Annotated in this window: 18 protein-coding genes; 1 reads left to right on the top strand and 17 read right to left on the bottom strand. The window is 47.7% G+C overall.

Annotated elements, in window-relative coordinates:
- Nucleotides 1-17: 17 nt before the first annotated feature.
- The 17 genes from MN202_RS07520 to mioC form a co-directional block, all read right to left on the bottom strand.
- Entirely contained in the window at nt 18-407 is a 390-nt protein-coding gene (locus MN202_RS07520) for a hypothetical protein (RefSeq protein WP_335735480.1), read from the bottom strand.
- Nucleotides 408-409: 2 nt separating this feature from the next.
- On the bottom strand, nt 410-535 hold the full coding sequence (locus MN202_RS07515) for a hypothetical protein (RefSeq protein ID WP_335735479.1): 126 nt from the start codon (nt 533-535) through the stop codon (nt 410-412).
- Nucleotides 536-611: 76 nt separating this feature from the next.
- Nucleotides 612-3,494: an insulinase family protein gene (locus MN202_RS07510; RefSeq protein WP_335735478.1), complete on the bottom strand. Its 2,883-nt coding sequence runs from the start codon at nt 3,492-3,494 to the stop codon at nt 612-614.
- A 229-nt stretch (nt 3,495-3,723) separates the two neighbouring features.
- Nucleotides 3,724-4,140 carry a F0F1 ATP synthase subunit epsilon gene (locus MN202_RS07505; protein WP_173502590.1) on the bottom strand — a complete coding sequence of 139 codons (417 nt, stop codon included), beginning with the start codon at nt 4,138-4,140 and terminating at the stop codon, nt 3,724-3,726.
- Nucleotides 4,141-4,162: 22 nt separating this feature from the next.
- Nucleotides 4,163-5,548, bottom strand: coding sequence for a F0F1 ATP synthase subunit beta (gene atpD, locus MN202_RS07500; protein ID WP_173502589.1), 1,386 nt, complete (start codon nt 5,546-5,548; stop codon nt 4,163-4,165).
- 33 nt (nt 5,549-5,581) lie between these two features.
- Nucleotides 5,582-6,445: a F0F1 ATP synthase subunit gamma gene (gene atpG, locus MN202_RS07495; protein ID WP_335735477.1), complete on the bottom strand. Its 864-nt coding sequence runs from the start codon at nt 6,443-6,445 to the stop codon at nt 5,582-5,584.
- A 53-nt stretch (nt 6,446-6,498) separates the two neighbouring features.
- Nucleotides 6,499-8,040 carry a F0F1 ATP synthase subunit alpha gene (atpA, locus tag MN202_RS07490; RefSeq protein ID WP_335735476.1) on the bottom strand — a complete coding sequence of 514 codons (1,542 nt, stop codon included), beginning with the start codon at nt 8,038-8,040 and terminating at the stop codon, nt 6,499-6,501.
- Between the two features lie 14 nt (nt 8,041-8,054).
- Nucleotides 8,055-8,588: a F0F1 ATP synthase subunit delta gene (atpH, locus tag MN202_RS07485; protein ID WP_335735475.1), complete on the bottom strand. Its 534-nt coding sequence runs from the start codon at nt 8,586-8,588 to the stop codon at nt 8,055-8,057.
- 11 nt (nt 8,589-8,599) lie between these two features.
- A complete protein-coding gene (gene atpF / locus MN202_RS07480; RefSeq protein ID WP_335735474.1) occupies nt 8,600-9,070 on the bottom strand; it encodes a F0F1 ATP synthase subunit B in 471 nt (156 codons plus the stop codon).
- 49 nt (nt 9,071-9,119) lie between these two features.
- On the bottom strand, nt 9,120-9,353 hold the full coding sequence (gene atpE / locus MN202_RS07475; RefSeq protein WP_010376881.1) for a F0F1 ATP synthase subunit C: 234 nt from the start codon (nt 9,351-9,353) through the stop codon (nt 9,120-9,122).
- Between the two features lie 42 nt (nt 9,354-9,395).
- Nucleotides 9,396-10,256 (bottom strand): F0F1 ATP synthase subunit A, encoded by an 861-nt coding sequence (gene atpB, locus MN202_RS07470; RefSeq protein ID WP_335735473.1) that lies wholly within the window; start codon nt 10,254-10,256, stop codon nt 9,396-9,398.
- Between the two features lie 14 nt (nt 10,257-10,270).
- Entirely contained in the window at nt 10,271-10,600 is a 330-nt protein-coding gene (locus MN202_RS07465) for an ATP synthase subunit I (RefSeq protein WP_335735660.1), read from the bottom strand.
- Nucleotides 10,601-10,798: 198 nt separating this feature from the next.
- Nucleotides 10,799-11,671: a ParB/RepB/Spo0J family partition protein gene (locus MN202_RS07460; RefSeq protein ID WP_335735472.1), complete on the bottom strand. Its 873-nt coding sequence runs from the start codon at nt 11,669-11,671 to the stop codon at nt 10,799-10,801.
- 29 nt (nt 11,672-11,700) lie between these two features.
- On the bottom strand, nt 11,701-12,495 hold the full coding sequence (locus MN202_RS07455) for a ParA family protein (RefSeq protein WP_335735471.1): 795 nt from the start codon (nt 12,493-12,495) through the stop codon (nt 11,701-11,703).
- A 19-nt stretch (nt 12,496-12,514) separates the two neighbouring features.
- A complete protein-coding gene (gene rsmG, locus MN202_RS07450) occupies nt 12,515-13,132 on the bottom strand; it encodes a 16S rRNA (guanine(527)-N(7))-methyltransferase RsmG (protein ID WP_335735470.1) in 618 nt (205 codons plus the stop codon).
- A 17-nt stretch (nt 13,133-13,149) separates the two neighbouring features.
- A complete protein-coding gene (mnmG, locus tag MN202_RS07445) occupies nt 13,150-15,039 on the bottom strand; it encodes a tRNA uridine-5-carboxymethylaminomethyl(34) synthesis enzyme MnmG (RefSeq protein WP_335735469.1) in 1,890 nt (629 codons plus the stop codon).
- A gap of 567 nt (nt 15,040-15,606) precedes the next feature.
- Complete coding sequence (gene mioC, locus MN202_RS07440; protein WP_335735468.1) at nt 15,607-16,056, bottom strand: FMN-binding protein MioC; 450 nt, start codon at nt 16,054-16,056, stop codon at nt 15,607-15,609.
- Nucleotides 16,057-16,219: 163 nt separating this feature from the next.
- Between mioC and MN202_RS07435 the strand changes: the two genes are divergently transcribed.
- Nucleotides 16,220-17,986, top strand: coding sequence for a DEAD/DEAH box helicase (locus tag MN202_RS07435; RefSeq protein WP_335735467.1), 1,767 nt, complete (start codon nt 16,220-16,222; stop codon nt 17,984-17,986).
- Nucleotides 17,987-18,108: the final 122 nt, after the last annotated feature.

Here is an 18,108-nt window from a genome sequence, read left to right as displayed (position 1 = left end):
TAAGTTGCTACAGCAACTTAGTGCCGCTGCTGTAACAGTGCTGTTTGCTGACGTAAGATAAACTCTTTATCTGCGGTGTTTGTCAGCTCGAAATCGACCCGGATAGCCGTGGGGTAAAATGTTGGGTAGCTGATGGCGGTAAACCGAACTGCTATGGTTTTATCTTCAGTTTTCAACTCATATGCCTGGGTAAGGTTTAACTTAGCAGCATGGCGGCGATGCAGCCATAAACTCTGAACAGGGTTGGCTGAGCGGTATAAAATGGCTTTGTTTGCCCAATGTGTTGGATTTATCTTGGCCACAGGCTGCCAAAACCAATGCCAGCAATAGACCAAAACGACAATTAGCATAAATACCCCCAAGGCCGCTTTTAGCCATTGCCTGCCAGAACGTGTCAGATGAGCCATTGCTATACCTTGCCAATAATCAAGACAACGTTAAGTGCTGCCATCAGGCCATAATTGGTCGCCAACCACAGCATTAACCAGATACTACAACCCAATACCAAGCGTAATTTTTCCAACTGCGTTTTCATACCGACCTACTTTTTTAGCTTAAAAGAGCAGGCCCTTTTGTCAGAGCCTGCAAGTCAAAAACACCAAGGTAGATGGTTAGAACTGCTGATTGAAAGCAGCCACATCGTCAATCATGCTGAAACCAGGTAGCGTTTCGTCAGATTGTGACTGTGCATTACCTTGCAGCACTACTTGCAGCACTGCTGAGGTATCGGCTGCAGCGGCTTGCTGATAAAACTGTTGTAGCTGGTTCAAAGTCAGCGCCTCAACGGCAGCGATAAGCTGTTGTTTGTCGGTAAAGTCCAGCCGGTTACGTAGCCAGTCGCGGCTAAAGCTGTCAGATTCTTCCTCCAGATTGGCGGGGGCGCGTTGCAATTCCAGCAGCTGTGCTTGTTTCAGGTTGTTGAATTCGGCTTCGGTTAATTTTGCCAGTTGCTCACCGTATTGCTGCAAAAATAAATCGACCCGTTGCTGCAGCTGCAAGCCAGATAACACCGGACTTTGAATAATCAGCCCCAAACCAGCATGCTTGTTTAGCGGCGTAGCAAAGGCCTGCACTATATAGCCAAGTTGCTCTTCGGTACGCAGCTGATTAAAAAACGCCTGATGCAAATGGCCAGATAGTACTTTTGCCGCGGCTTTACCGCTATAGCCGCCATCAACCAAAAACTGCATCCGAAACACTGAGCTGTCGTTTTGCGGATTTGCCCGCAGCACGGTCCGACGCTGGCCAGGCTTAGGTTGCCAGCTGCCAAAGCTTTGATACTGACGCGCAGTTTTCTTCTCACCCACTAACGCTTTGGCAAAGGCCGCAACATCGTCTTTGCTGTAATTACCCTGCGCCAGTAGCCGTAATTGGCTAGCGGCAAGTGTTTGTTGAATATAGTTATTAAGTTCCGATAAGCTGATCTGCTCAGCAGCAGCCAGTAACGCCGGTAACTCATAGCGTCCGCTAGATAGCACCGTTTTAGCCAGCTCGTTTGCCTGCCTGGCCTGCACTTGCTGCTCCGACGAGCGCAAGCTGCGCAGCAGTAAGTCTTTACTCTGGTTAAATTGCTGCTCACTAACCGTTGCCGACAGTGCTTTACCAACATGCGCTGTTAACACGGCTTGTTTATCGGTAAAACCTGACAGTTTTAATACTAAATCATACTCATCGTCTTCCGGCGCCAGCGTCATACCGGCAGCGCTCGCTTCCTGCAGCAGCGCCTGGTTACTAATTATGAAGCTATATAACCACAAATTATGCAATACAGCGTCTTTAGCGGTTTGCTTTGCGTGCGGTTGGTGCCACTGCATCAGCAACTGGCCACGTGGTTGATCGGCAAAATGTTGGCTGCCGGCCAACCAGCCCATTACGCCGTCAGCATCAAGTACTTTTAAAGGTGTGGTATTGCTACTGTGTTTTACCGCAAAGCTTTCTGGCTGAAAGCGGTTTAGCGCCGGTAAACTCAGTGGCATCATAGGTTGTTGCCAGCTGTGTATTTCTTCCTGACTGATAGCAGCAACCGAGTAGCGGCCGCTAAAGTGCTGCATTGTCTGCTCAGCCGGTTCACTACGGCTGATATGCCACACGGTTAAACGCTCTGGTACCAGTTGCGCCAACAGGGAGTTAATGGCTTTCTGGTCAAATTTGTCATATTGATAAGGTGCGCTAATTACTGATGGTAGCGGATAATATTGCATCGCTTCGCTTAAATTGGCGGCGTAGCTAAAACCATCAGTTTTTTCCAGAAAATTAAACTGGTTTTGCAGTGAGGTGCGAATTTCATTGTAGTATTTCGCATCTACACCTTTGCTGCGGATAAGATCAAGATACTGCAGCATAATCGCGGTAATAACCGGCCGCTGCTGCATACCGGCTTCGGTCAGCGCCATGATAATTTGCAAGGTGCCGTAGTTGCCATACCATTTCGGGTCGTAATTTACCTGTACCGCATCCAGCAAGCCCATGGCTTTTAACTGCTGCGCCGGTGTACCTGGCATCTCAGAACTTAACAGGTGAGCAATAAATTCATTTGGTTTTACACCAAAATCACTGAGGTTGTTATCAATGGTAAATTCCAACTGCAGCAGCTGCGCTTCGGTATTTGGTACGTAATGCACCCGTTTAGGGCCAAACTGGCTAAAATCAATTTTTGCGGTTGGCCTTGGGCTGTCTATAGCTTTATTTTTGATACCGGCGAAGTAACGCTGCGCCAGCAATTGCATTTGTGGCAGCGGTTGCGGGCTAATTAATACCAGCTTCATCCGGTTGGCTGAGTAATGCTGTTGATAAAACGCCACCAGCTCTGCGTGCAATTTGCTGTTGGTTTTATCACTCAACGTATCCAAATTCCCGATCCAGAATTGATTTGCCGGATGCCGGCCCAATAACTGCGCGGCTATTTGCCGCTGTGCCCAGCCATCCTGGTTACGGTTTAACGACCATTCTGAATTAACGGCGTTTCGTTCTTTATCAACGTACTCTGGTAACAATAACGGCGCTTTGAAAAAGTCGGCGAAACGATCTAATGCTTCCTCATATTTGTTGTTATTAATCTCAAACATATAGTTGGTTAGTTGGTTGGTAAACGCATTACGTGAACCACCATTCTGGTCCATAAACTTCATAAAGCCATCCGACTCTGGGAAGCGCTCCGTGCCCATAAACAGCATATGCTCAAGAAAATGCGCCAAACCCTGCTGTTGTTTCGGATCGTTTAACCAGCCTACATCGACACTTAGTGCCGCAGATGACTTCTCTGCAGTAGGGTCTGATACCAGGACAACCTCAAGCTGATTCGGTAGTGTAATAGCCTGATACTGACGCTGATCATTAGGGCTTTTGCTAATCTGCTGGCTGGCGGCAATGCTGGTTGCGGCTTGTGCAGCACTGCCAACAGTTTTGCCGCTGGCAATTGTATTGCCGGAAAATAATAAACCACCGCTGATAATAGCAATGGTTAGTGGCGTTACTGACAAGGATTTGTGGTTCATATAATACTCCGTGTTTTAGTGTGTTAGTTTGCAATCAGGTGTTGCTGCAAACTAACCACAGAGCATCAAATTTTCGATAACCGCCTAGCGACTTCGCTGTAATATATCGCCTGAAAAAGTTATAACCAAAGTTATAACCAAATTAAACTATTGATTTTAATTAAATTAAAATTCAAACATCAATAAAAAAGCCACCCTAAGGTGGCTTTTTCTATTTCGGAACCCGAACTTATTTTTTACGCATTTTTTGGATTATGCGTAACTGGGCAATGGCTTCGGCCAGTTGCGCCGCAGCTTCAGCATAGTTGAAGTCTGCGCCAGCGTGCTGCATCGCTTCTTCGGCACGTTTTTGTGCTGCCAAAGCGGCTTGCTCGTCTAAGTCTTCGCCGCGTACCGCGACATCGGCCAGTACGGTGATGGTATCGGGTTGTACTTCAAGTACACCACCGGCTACGTATATCACGTGTTCTTCGCCAAATTGTTTCACGATACGGACCATGCCAGGTTTCAGGGTGGTCAGTAACGGGGCGTGAAAAGGTAAAATACCTAACTCGCCCTCACTGCCTGTGACCTGCACGGATTCGACAAGGCCGGAGAAGATTTTTTCTTCGGCACTTACTACATCCAGTTGCACTGTCATCGCCATCTCGCTCTCCTAAAGCCTGAACTTACAGTTTCTTCGCTTTTTCGATCGCTTCGTCGATTGAACCAACCATGTAGAACGCCTGCTCTGGCATATGGTCGAACTCGCCGTCCAGAATGCCTTTAAAGCCACGGATAGTTTCTTTCAGCGGTACGTATTTACCTGGTGAACCAGTGAATACTTCAGCTACGAAGAATGGCTGCGACAGGAAGCGCTGAATTTTACGCGCACGGTATACGGTAGTACGGTCTTCATCAGACAGTTCGTCCATACCCAAAATGGCGATGATATCTTTCAGCTCTTTGTAACGCTGCAGTACAGACTGTACGCCACGCGCTACTTCATAGTGCTCTTTACCGATAACCAGTGGATCTAACTGACGTGAAGTCGAATCCAGCGGGTCGATCGCCGGGTAAATACCCAGTGACGCGATATTACGGCTCAGTACTACGGTCGCATCTAAGTGCGAGAACGTGGTGGCTGGAGACGGATCCGTTAAGTCATCCGCAGGTACGTATACGGCCTGGATTGACGTGATAGAACCTGTCTTAGTAGAAGTGATACGCTCTTGCAGTGCGCCCATCTCTTCTGCCAGCGTTGGCTGGTAACCTACCGCAGATGGCATACGGCCCAGCAGTGCTGATACCTCAGTACCGGCCAGGGTGTAACGGTAGATGTTATCAACGAAGAACAGTACGTCACGGCCTTCATCACGGAATTTTTCCGCCATGGTTAAGCCGGTTAACGCAACGCGCAGACGGTTGCCTGGTGGCTCGTTCATCTGGCCGTACACTAACGATACTTTATCCAGTACGTTAGAGTCTTTCATCTCGTGATAGAAGTCGTTACCTTCACGGGTACGCTCACCTACACCGGCGAATACAGAGTAACCGCTGTGCTCGATCGCGATGTTACGGATCAGTTCCATCATGTTTACGGTTTTACCTACACCGGCACCACCGAACAGACCAACTTTACCACCTTTAGCGAACGGGCAAACCAGGTCGATAACCTTGATACCGGTTTCCAGCAGGGCGTTTGACGCGGCCTGATCTTCGTAGCTTGGTGCAGCACGGTGAATAGGCATACGCTCTTCTTCACCGATTGGGCCCGCTTCGTCGATTGGCTCGCCTAATACGTTCATAATACGGCCCAGTGTGGCTTTACCCACCGGAACGTGAATTGCTTTACCGGTGTTAGACACGGCAGCGCCGCGACGTAAACCGTCTGTAGTACCTAACGCGATAGTACGTACTGTACCGCCACCCAGCTGCTGCTGCACTTCCAGCACTAAACCAGCCAGATCACCGTCAGTCACGTTTAACGCGTCATAGATACCAGGTACCGCATCTTGTGGAAAATCGATATCCACAACGGCGCCAATGATTTGGACGACCTTACCTTGACTCATGATGTTTCCTCAAATTTCTCAAAACTGTTTACCTTAGCCTACAGCTGCCGCACCTGCGACGATCTCGCTAAGCTCCTGGGTAATCGCGGCCTGACGTGCTTTGTTGTACACCAGCTTCAGGTCGTCCATCAGGTTACCGGCGTTGTCGGTTGCAGCCTTCATTGCTACCATCCGCGCCGCGTGCTCGCTGGCAGAATTCTCTACCACGCCCTGATAAACCTGCGACTCAACAAAACGGTCCAACAACATATCTAAAATAGGTTTTGGATCCGGCTCGTACAGGTAATCCCAGTTATGTGCTTTTTGCTCAATATCTGCTTTTGGCAAAGGTAAGAGTTGATCGATCACTGGCTCTTGCTTCATGGTGTTTACAAACTTGTTGTACACCAGAAATAAGCGGTCAATCCGGCCTTCGTTAAATGCGTTAAGCATTACTTTTACCGAACCGAGCACATCAGCCAAACGTGGTACGTCACCTGAACCCGCCTGTTGCGCAACTACCTTACCACCGAAACGCTTGAAAAAGGCCGTCGCTTTGTTGCCGATAACAGCAAATTGCGCATCTACACCTTTGTCTTTCCAGCTTTTCAGCTCCAGGGCAACTTTCTTAAACTCGTTGGTATTCAGGCCACCGCAAAGACCACGATCAGTAGAAATGACAATATAGCCAACCCGTTTTATCTCACGATCCGCTAAATACGGATGGCGGTATTCCAGGCTGCCATTGGCAAGGTTACCAATCACTTTGCGCATACCTTCAGCGTATGGGCGTGTTGCAGCTACACGGTCTTGCGCTTTGCGCATTTTGCTGACCGCAACTTTTTCCATAGCACTGGTGATCTTGCGAGTATTGTTAATACTCCCGATCTTACTTTTTATCTCTTTACCACCGGCCATGACTGTATCTCCGTTTCATTCAACGAATGGGGTGGCATAGCCACCCGCATTGCTTACCAGGTCTGCGTTGCCTTGAATTTCTCAATGGCAGCTTTGAACGTAGACTCGATTTGGTCGTTGTAGTTACCGGTTTTATCGATATCAGCCATCAGCTCAGCGTGTTCTGCTTTCATGAAAGCGATTAAGCCGGCTTCAAAATCGAGGATTTTGGCAACGTCGACATCTTTCATAAAGCCTTTTTCGATAGCGAAAATAGACACACCCATTTCAGCAACGCTCATCGGGCTGTACTGCAGCTGTTTCATCAGCTCAGTAACCTTTTGGCCGTGCTCTAACTGGGCGCGGGTCGCTTCGTCAAGGTCAGAAGCAAACTGCGCGAACGCTGCCAGCTCTGAGTACTGGGCTAATGCCAGACGAATACCACCGCCTAATTTCTTGATGATCTTGGTTTGTGCTGCACCACCTACCCGCGATACCGAAATACCGGCGTTCACCGCAGGACGGATACCGGCATTGAATAAGTCAGTTTCTAAGAAGATCTGACCATCAGTAATCGAAATTACGTTAGTAGGTACGAACGCAGAAACGTCACCAGCCTGAGTTTCAATAATTGGCAGCGCGGTTAACGAACCGGTTTTACCTTTTACTTCACCCTTGGTGTATTTTTCTACGTAGTCAGCATTAACGCGTGATGCCCGCTCCAGCAGACGTGAGTGTAAATAGAATACGTCGCCCGGGTAAGCTTCACGGCCTGGTGGACGGCGTAACAGTAACGAGATCTGACGGTAAGCTACTGCTTGCTTTGACAAATCATCGTATACGATCAGCGCATCTTCACCGCGGTCACGGAAGTATTCGCCCATGGTACAGCCTGAGTACGGTGCCAGGAACTGCAGTGCAGCAGCTTCAGACGCAGAGGCAACAACCACGATAGTGTGGGCCAGGGCGCCGTGCTCTTCCAGCTTACGTACTACGTTAGCGATAGTAGAAGCTTTTTGACCTACAGCAACATACACACACTTAACGCCAGTGCCTTTCTGGTTGATGATCGCATCGATAGCCAGTGCGGTTTTACCCGTCTGACGGTCACCGATCAGCAATTCACGCTGACCACGGCCGATAGGGATCATCGCATCAACCGACTTATAACCAGTCTGCATTGGCTGGTCTACCGATTGACGTTCAATTACGCCAGGGGCGATTTTTTCTACTGGCTCAAAACCAGCAGCGTCAATCGGGCCTTTACCGTCGATAGGTGCACCTAAGGTGTTAACCACACGGCCTAACAATGCCGGGCCAACCGGTACTTCTAAAATACGGCCGGTGCTTTTTACTTTAGTGCCTTCAGTTAAGTCCGCGTACGGGCCCATAACTACAGCACCAACTGAGTTGCGCTCTAAGTTCAGCGCGATAGCATAACGGTTGCCAGGAAGCTCAATCATCTCGCCCTGCATACAATCTGCAAGACCATTGATACGGATAATACCGTCAGTTACCTGAACGATAGTACCTTCGTTACGAGCTTCACTGACCACTTCGAACTGAGCAATACGACTTTTGATCAGTTCTGATATTTCAGTGGAATTCAGTTGCATTCTCTGTTCCCCAATTAAGACTGCAGCGCAGTTGCTAAACGGTCCAGCTTACCGCGGACCGAGCCATCAATTACCATGTCACCTGCTTTGATTAGCATACCGCCAACCACTGCAGGATCTTCGCTACAGTTCAATTTAACTTTGCGTGCCAAACGTTGCGATAATGCCGTGGCCAGCTTGTCTTGTTGTGCTTTGGACAGTTTGGTAGCAGAAACGACTGTTACGTCGACTTCTTTTTCAAACTCTGCTTTAAGCGCAACAAAGGCAGCTAACACTTCAGGCAACGCCAACAAGCGATGATTTTCTGCCATCACTTTAATAAAGTTCTGGCCGTGCTCATTGAGTTGCTCACCACATACCTGAATAAACAGACCGGCCTGCTTGTCAGCAGCACCGTTGGCGCCCAAACAAGCACCAACCTGGTCGTTCTTTGCTACTTCAGCAGCAAAGGCCAACATCTGCAGCCAGGCGTCTAACGCTTTTTGCTCAACAGCAAAATCGAAAGCCGCTTTGGCGTACGGACGAGCAATATTAGTCAAATCAGACATAGCTCATCCTCTTACAGTTCTTGAACCAGTTTTTCCAGAATGTCGCTGTGAGCAGCTTCATCAATAGAACGTTGCAGAATTTTTTCTGCGCCGGCTACTGCTAAAGCAGCAACTTGTTTGCGCAGCTCTTCACGTAAACGGTTACGCTCAGCTTCTAATTCTGCCCGGCCAATCGCCAGAATGTTTTCACGTTCGGCATTAGCTTTGTGCACGGCTTCATCAATCATTTTGGCTTCGCGTTTTTTCGCTTGCTCAATAATGTCTGCTGCTTGTGCTTTAGCATCTTTTAACTGATCTTTGGCTTTGTCCTGGGCTAAAGCCAGGTCTTTTTCTGCCCGATCAGAGGCCGCTAAACCGTCAGCAATTTTTTTCTGGCGCGCTTCAATAGCGTTGTTCAGTGGCGGCCATACAAATTTCATACAGAACAGCACGAACACCGCAAATGCGATTAATTCGCCTAGCAGAGTGGCGTTTAAATTCACGACCGCTCCTCCTTAGTTAACAGTTGTTCGGAATAACACAAACCTTCGATTACAGAGCGAACAACATGTACATAGCGATACCAACACCGATCATCGCAACAGCATCGATCAGACCTGCCAGGATGAACATTTTAACTTGCAGTGAAGGAGCCAGTTCTGGTTGACGCGCACAGGCTTCTAAGAACTTACCACCCATGTTACCGAAGCCCAGTGCAGTACCGATAGCACCGAAACCGATTAACAGAGCAACTGCGATTAATTTGATAGCTACTGCAATTTCCATTTTTATCTCCAGAGTTTTTAAAGTTAAAGTTAAAGTAAAAAATTAATGGTTATCTGAACTGGCCATGCTTAGGTAAACAATGGTCAGCATCATAAATACAAAGGCCTGCAGCACTATTACCAGTATATGGAATACTGCCCAGACAAAGTGCAGTGGTAACTGTGCTAAACCGATGGCACCAATCAGGATAAAGATCATTTCACCGGCATACAGGTTACCGAATAACCGCAGCGCCAGTGAAAACGGCTTCGCCACTAAGGCAATAGTTTCCAGGATCAGGTTAGCCGGGATCAGTAAAATCTGCAGAGGTACACTTTTACTGCTAAAAGGGTGCAGGGTTAATTCTTTAATAAAGCCCAACACACCTTTAATGCGGATTGAATACCCGATCATCAGAATAAACACACCGATAGCTAATGCTGCTGTCAGGTTGACATCAGTAGTAGGTACAATTTTCATGTACACATCATGTGAGTCCATACCGAAAGCCTGCTCACCAACCAAGCCGGCAAAGGCGGGCAGGAAGTCGACCGGAATTAAATCCATCAGGTTCATTAAAAACACCCAGACAAAGATAGTCAGTGCCAGTGGTGCAATAAGTTTGCTTTTACCGTGGTAAGTGTCTTTAACGTTGGTGGCAACCAGCTCGATAATCATTTCAATAAAGCATTGAAACTTACCCGGTACGCCAATAGTGGCTTTGTTGGCCGCACTGCGGAAGATCCACAGAAACAACAAACCAAGGCCGATAGACCACGCTAATGTATCAATATGCCATGTCCAGAACCCGGCCTCGCTACACGCTTTGTTAAATGCGACACTGCCGTCGACAGTACACATTTTGGCGTTAGTAAGGTGGTGCTGAATATGGCCAGAGAGGGTTAACTCTTCACCTGCAGCCATGTTTCATCCCATTGTTAATGTTTAAAAAAAACTGGTGCTGTCCATTGTGTTAAAAGCGTTAGAACAAAACCGGTAAAAAATGCTTCTGCGACCAGTTCTGGCTGAGACAATACGACGCCAAGTAACACAGCGGTTAAAATTAATTTTACTGACTGCCCCCGCATAAAGGCCGCCAGTACAAGGTTTGCGTTATTTAATGCACTGAAACGAAACGCAAAAAACGCAAACACACAATTTGGTACTACTGCAACCAAACCGCCTTTAAAGGCTGATTTGGCCGCGGCTGCATCGGCAGCTAAAAAAAAAGCCAGTGCGATAAGCCCGGCTACTGCTAACTGGCACATTGCCAGTTTGTAGGCTGATTTACGCGCAATTGCAGCACTTTTATCAGTCACTGTAAGTCCCCCTGAAATAACCCGTGAAGGGGGTATAAAAAGCTTGCGAAAGTATACTTATCTGCCTTTAATTTGCAACAAAAAGCGGCAGCTGCCCCGCGAAAGTACAGTGCTGGTACAGTTAATTGGTACAATTTGGTGCAATATTTACTCAGCGAGGTTTAACTTGCTGATTATGCCATCTAACTCATCCAAGCTGCTATAAGCTATTTCCAGCTTGCCTTTACCTTTATTGTTGTAGCTAATTTGCACCGCTGCGGCAAAACGTTCACTTAAGCGTTGTTCCAGTGCCAGCACATCCGGGTCGCGTGGTTTCTCTGCTACCGCCGGTTTGGGTTCCAGAATACGCCGGACTAAATTTTCGGTTTCGCGCACCGTCAATTGCTTTGCTGCCACCAAACGTGCCGCATCCGATTGCTCGGTATCTTTAAGCGCTAACAAGGCTCTGGCATGGCCCATTTCGATATCGCCATGCTCTAACAACAGTTTAACGTCTTCGTTTAACTGGTTTAAGCGCAGTAAATTGGTCACTGAAGCCCGGGATTTACCCACCGCATCGGCTACCTGTTGATGCGTTAAAGCGAATTCGGTTAACAAGCGATCCAGTGCTACCGCTTCTTCCATCGCGTTTAAATCTTCACGCTGAATGTTTTCTATCAGCGCTATGGCAACGGCGGCTTCGTCGGGCACATCTTTGACAATACAAGGTACTTCGGCCAACTGTGCTAACTGGCTGGCCCGCCAGCGCCGCTCACCAGCGATAATTTCAAACTTATTCTTCGCCAAAGGCCGCACAACGATGGGCTGAATAATACCCTGCGCCCGGATAGAGCTGGCCAGATCTTCAAGCGCTTCTTGCGACATATCTTTGCGTGGCTGGTATTTTCCAGGCTGCAGATATTCTACCGGCAACAATTGCAACTCGCTGCTGCTAACATTAGCGTTTTCACTGCCAGAGGTACGGTTTGATGTGAGTAAGGCATCAAGACCCCGGCCCAGGCCGCGTTTTTTAACCGACATGCAGAATAATTTCCCTAAAAGTGTTCAGTTCAGACAGAAGTTGCCGCTGTTACCGTTCTTTTATCAGCCCGGCGTAACATCTCACCGGCTAATGCCAGATAGGCTTTTGCGCCGGTTGAGCTTTTATCGTAATACATTACCGGTGCGCCAAAGCTTGGAGCTTCAGCCAGGCGGACATTGCGCGGGATCACCGCACGATACACCTTGTCACCAAAATGTTGCTTGAGCTGCTCGGACACGTCATTTGCCAGCCGGTTGCGCGGATCGTACATGGTTCGTAAAATGCCTTCGATCTTTAATTCCGGATTAACCGCCGCGGCCAGTTGATTAATGGTTTCGACCAGTGCAGTTAAACCTTCCAGGGCAAAATACTCACATTGCATCGGCACCAGCACAGTGTCAGCTGCCGCCATTGCATTAACGGTCAGCATATTCAATGAAGGCGGGCAGTCAATAAAGATAAAATCATAGCTATTGCGATACTCTTTTAACGCATTACGTAAACGCAATTCACGGGCAAACAGGTTCATTAACCGCACTTCAGCCGCGGTTAAATCGGCATTAGCACCTACCAGGTGGTAACCCCCACTGGTATCTTTTACCAAAACTTCCAGTAGCGGTTTATCGTCAACCAGTAAATCATAGGCAGTAGCAGGCAGTTCATATTTATCTACACCGCTGCCCATAGTGGCATTACCTTGCGGATCCAGATCGATCAGTAACACCTTGCGTTTGGTTGCAGCCAGTGACGCGGCCAGGTTTACTGCTGTGGTTGTTTTACCCACGCCGCCTTTCTGGTTAGCTATTGCGATCACTTTCGCCACAAGATGTCCTCGTTATCAGTTAGCAGGGGTCCAGTATTACCAAATGCCGCTGTGCTTGCAACTGCGGTACAACAAGTGGTTGAACGGACGCTACTTTAACAAAATCGGGCAAAGCTGCAATTTCTTCTTGTACTGCAGCACCCTTCATGGCGAAAAAGCGGCCATTTTTCGCCGGTAAGTGCCGGCACCAACCGAGCATATCATTGATTGAAGCAAAAGCGCGGCTTATTACCCCGTCATAACCGGTTTGCGGTTGATGATCTTCCACCCGGCTTTGCAATGGTTGAATATTGTCCAGTTTTAACTGCAATTTCACCTGATTTAAAAACCGGATGCGTTTGCCCAGGCTATCCAGCAGGGTAAAGTGTTTATCAGGATAGTAAATGGCCAACAGTACGCCGGGTAACCCAGGTCCGGTACCTACATCAATAAAACGTGAACCCGTTAAGTAGGGCGCGACGACCAGACTGTCCATTACATGTTTGATCAGCATCTCGTGCGGATCCCGTACAGATGTCAGGTTATAGGCACTGTTCCATTTATCCAGTAATTGCAAATAGGCGATACACTGCTGTAATTGCTGTTCAGACAACTGTAATTCAGTTTGACTTACCAATGCCTTAAGTTTTTCTAACATCTTGATCCTTTAACTGTTTACGCTGATTTTCGCAGTAAGCCCTGTTTCTTTAAATACACCAGTAACAATGAAATAGCCGCTGGCGTAATACCGGAAATACGTGATGCCTGGCCTACCGTTTCAGGTTGCGTTTGGTTCAGCTTAACGATCACTTCGTTTGATAAACCTTTAACTGCTTTATAATCAAATTGTTGTGGCAACAGCGTTTGTTCATTACGTTGTTGTTTAGCAATTTCATCTTGCTGGCGATGAATATAACCTTCGTATTTAATTTGGATTTCAACCTGCTCAGCTGCAGCCTGATCATTAAGCCCCGGGCCCAGATCATTGATTTGCATCAGCTGGGCATAAGTGACTTCAGGCCGGCGCACTAATTCTTCCAGACTGGCTTCTTTGCTTAGCGGCGTTTTAACCAGGGCATTAACGGCTGTAAGAGCAGCATGTTGCGGATGGATCCAGCTTTGTTTTAAGCGTTGGCGCTCAATTGCAATCTGCTCCATTTTTTCGTTAAAAGCCGCCCAACGTGCATCGTCTACCAGGCCAAATTCGCGGCCTTTTTCGGTTAAACGTGAATCGGCATTGTCTTCTCGCAGCATTAAGCGGTATTCAGCGCGGCTGGTAAACATGCGGTACGGCTCTTTTGTACCCATAGTGGTTAAGTCGTCGACCAATACACCCAGGTAAGCTTGCTCGCGGCCAGGTGACCAACTCTCTTTGTCCTGACTTAACAGAGCGGCGTTTAAACCGGCCAACAAACCCTGGGCACCGGCTTCTTCGTAACCTGTGGTGCCGTTAATCTGGCCGGCAAAAAACAAGCCTTTAATGAATTTTGTTTCTAGTGAGCTTTTCAGATCGCGCGGATCGAAGAAGTCATACTGAATTGCATAACCAGGCCGGGTTATATGAGCGTTTTCCATACCTTTAATTGAACGCACTATACTCAGTTGTACGTCAAATGGCAGGCTGGTCGAAATACCGTTTGGATACACTTCGTGAGTAGTTAAACCCTCAGGTTCAATAAAGATCTGGTGCTTATCTTTATCGGCAAAGCGGGTAATTTTATCTTCAATAGATGGGCAATAACGAGGGCCTATGCCTTCGATCACGCCGGTATACATAGGTGATCTATCCAGATTATTGCGGATCACCTCATGGGTGTGTTCATTGGTGTAAGTGATATAACACGGAATTTGTGTTGGATGATCGCTATGTTTACCCATAAAAGAAAATAACGGTGTTGGGTTATCACCAGGCTGGGTTTGCATTTGAGAAAAATCAATAGTACGGGCGTCAATCCTCGGTGGTGTACCGGTTTTTAACCGATCTACCCGAAACGGCAGTTCACGCAAGCGTTTTGCTAATGCAATTGACGGTGGATCACCAGCTCTGCCACCGGAATGGCTTTGTAAGCCGATATGAATTTGGCCGCCTAAAAAGGTACCAACGGTAAGTACTACCGACTTAGCTTTAAATTTTAAGCCCATCTGGGTTACCACGCCGGTAACCTGATCATTTTCAACAATTAAATCATCACAGGCTTGCTGGAAAATACTTAAATTGGGCTGGTTTTCCAGTATTTGCCGGATAGCAGCACGATAAAGTTGCCGGTCTGCCTGAGCACGTGTAGCACGCACCGCCGGGCCTTTAGAGCTGTTTAAGGTGCGAAATTGAATACCGCCTTTATCTGCGGCAATAGCCATAGCACCGCCAAGTGCATCAATTTCTTTAACCAGATGACCTTTACCTATACCGCCAATAGCAGGGTTGCATGACATCTGACCCAGGGTTTCGACATTATGGGTTAGTAATAAGGTTTTGCGTCCCATGCGAGCAGCTGCCAGAGCGGCTTCGGTGCCTGCATGGCCACCGCCTACAACGATCACGTCGAATGTCTCTTGGTACAGCATAGGTGCCTCGGTATCTGGTTAATCAAGTCAAACGAAAAAGGGTTGCTATTGTACCGTGATCTTCAGTGAAGGGGAATGCTGCAGCGGGGATCGGATCTTCTAAATTAAATAAGATCTTTTTAGAGATCTTTTTATTATGTTTATTACTAAGCAAAGGGTTTTCAGTGGATAACAGGATCTTTAAACGAAGGATCAGCAAGTTATAAAGGATCAGATCCTGTGATCAAGCTAGGATCTAATCGCATTAAACCCGTGATCAAAATGGTAGTTTATCCACATGTCAGAAAAATATTTTTTTTATATCTAGGATAAATACAGCTTAATCACCGCATTAACCGGTACTTATACACATTAAAATTTTCTGGAAGCTAAATTTGTGTATAAGGTTGTATAACAGGATCTTGTTCGCCTTTGCGCTTTTATCATGGCTTTATCATCAGCTTATCAAGACGGTGGAATGGATTCGTTTTACAGTAGCGCCAAGTTGGTTTTATTGCTGAGGCCAACTTGGGAGAGACTAAGGTTATTCCGTTCTTCCTGAGATATACTTGTGTTTGCGGGTGCCAGTCACCCGCTTTTTTTTGGTAATACTTTTATCAATTCCGGTAGCCAGCGCAGCGCGATATCCTCAGGTAGCTCTGTTTGTTGCGCATCAATCTCCAGCGCGTTAATCAGGCTAATAGCACCGCGGCCAGATAATAAAGCGGCGAGTTTTCGTCCGGCTTCGCAAAAAGTATCGTATCCAGAGTCACCTAAAGTGATCACGGCATAGAAAAGTGTGGTAAGATCACGCCGATCTTGTGCTAATTGATCCGCAAAGGGTTGAATATTATCAGGCAGATCTCCTGCGCCATAGGTGGATGTGATCACTAACCAGACCCCGGAAGGGTTAAGGTGATCCAGTTCGGGTTTCAGATGGAGCTTAGCTTCATAGCCCGCTTGTACCAGTGTTTCAGCAACTTGTTCTGCCACATATTCCGCTGCGCCCATTTGGCTGCCAACGAGGATGTCTATCATGATATGCCTCTTGTCATATGAATGTTTGGCTATACTACTGGAATAAAATCTGTCAACGCTATGGCTTTGACATGATTTACGTGTTTTTACTGCTCTGCAGGCTAAGTAAAAACAACAATAGCACTACCACTACGCCTGCGTGTTATTGAGGTTTAAACAACGTATGTCTGACACTGTGTCATTTTCCCAGCTAATGCTGCCTGAAGCTATTGTTCGTGCTGTTACTGAACTTGGCTATGAAACGCCGTCGCCTATTCAGGCGGCAGCTATCCCTAAATTGTTAGCTGGCGAAGATGTATTAGGCCAGGCGCAAACCGGTACCGGTAAAACCGGCGCCTTCGCGCTGCCTTTATTAGCACGGCTTGACCCTGCACAAAATGATCCACAAATTCTGGTGTTGGCACCAACCCGTGAATTAGCGATTCAGGTTGCTGAAGCCTTCCAGGCTTATGCCCGCTATATGCCGGCATTTCATGTATTGCCATTGTACGGTGGTCAAAGCTATACCAATCAGCTGAAGTCATTAAAGCGTGGCTCGCAGGTTATCGTTGGTACGCCGGGCCGTATTCTCGATCACTTGGATCGTGGCACCTTAAAGCTGGATAAGCTACGTGCCATCGTACTTGATGAAGCCGACGAAATGCTGCGCATGGGCTTTATCGACGACGTGCAAACCATTATGGATGCCACGCCAGCCGGTCGTCAGGTGGCGATGTTCTCTGCTACCATGCCGCCGCAAATTCGTGCTATTGCACAAAAGCACTTAAAAAATGCTGAAGAAATTAAAATTGCCTCAAAAACCAGCACTGTTGAGCGAATTACTCAGCGTTATGTGATGTTAGACGGTAATCAGAAGCTGGATGCGTTAACCCGCTTGCTGGAAGGCGAAGAGTACGATGCCACTATAGTGTTTGTCCGTACCAAAAGTGCCACTGAAGAAATCTCCGAAAAACTGGGCGCCCGCGGTTATGCGGTGGCTTGCTTAAATGGCGATATGAACCAGGCGCACCGCGAGTTGACTATTCGTAAAATGAAAGCGAATCAGCTGGACGTTATTGTTGCGACTGACGTAGCCGCCCGTGGTCTGGACGTAGAACGTATCAGCCTGGTAGTAAACTATGATATTCCGTACGACAGTGAAGCCTATGTACACCGTATCGGCCGCACCGGTCGTGCTGGTCGTGAAGGTAAAGCGATCTTATTTGTGTCGCCACGTGAACGTCGTTTACTGCGCACCATTGAACACGCCACCAAGCAACCGATTGAGCAAATGTCACTGCCAACAGGCCGTGTTATTGAGCAGCGCCGTATTGAGTCGTTCCGTGAGCAATTAGCCCAAACCATCGAGAACCAGGATCTGAGTTTCTTCCAGGCGTTAATTAACGACTGGCGCGATAAAATTGAAACAACAGAGAATGATCTGGCCGCCGCTTTGTTATTTTTAGCGCAAAAAGATCAGCCATTGAATGTGGCAAACCAGTTCCCGGAAATCCGTGAGCCGCATGCCCGCGGTGGTGATCGTGACGACCGTCCACGTCGTGATCGGCCTGAACGCAGCGGCGACCGTCCTGATCGTGGCCCGCGTGTTAAGCGTGAAATGAAAGGCGATTATCAGACTTACCGCATTGAAGTGGGTAAAGAGCACGGTGTACGCGCTGGTGATATCGTTGGCGCTATCGCCAATGAAGCCAATATTGACAGCCAGTTTATCGGCAATATCAAATTGTTTGATCATTTCAGCACGGTAGAGCTACCTGCAGCTATCCCGAACGAAATTTTTCAACATCTGAAAAAAGTCTATGTGCGTAAGCAAAAGCTGAATATCACCGTAGACAGCGGCGCTGCGCCAGCCGGCGATCGTCGTCCGTCTAATGGACCAGGCCCACGCCCGGGAGCCGCACCGCGCGCTCCGCGTAAGCCACGTGACTAAAGCTGTTAGCGTTTAACAAAACCCTGCCGCGGCAGGGTTTTTTATTGGCGATAGATTAACCACTGTACGTGTTGAACAGCGCTTGTTTGTACTGCGGAAGTTTTTTATTGTAGAGGGCTAAC

This window comes from Rheinheimera muenzenbergensis, assembly GCF_036984005.1.
Lineage (GTDB): Bacteria > Pseudomonadota > Gammaproteobacteria > Enterobacterales > Alteromonadaceae > Alishewanella > Alishewanella muenzenbergensis.
This window is presented reverse-complemented; position numbering and strand designations above follow the sequence as displayed.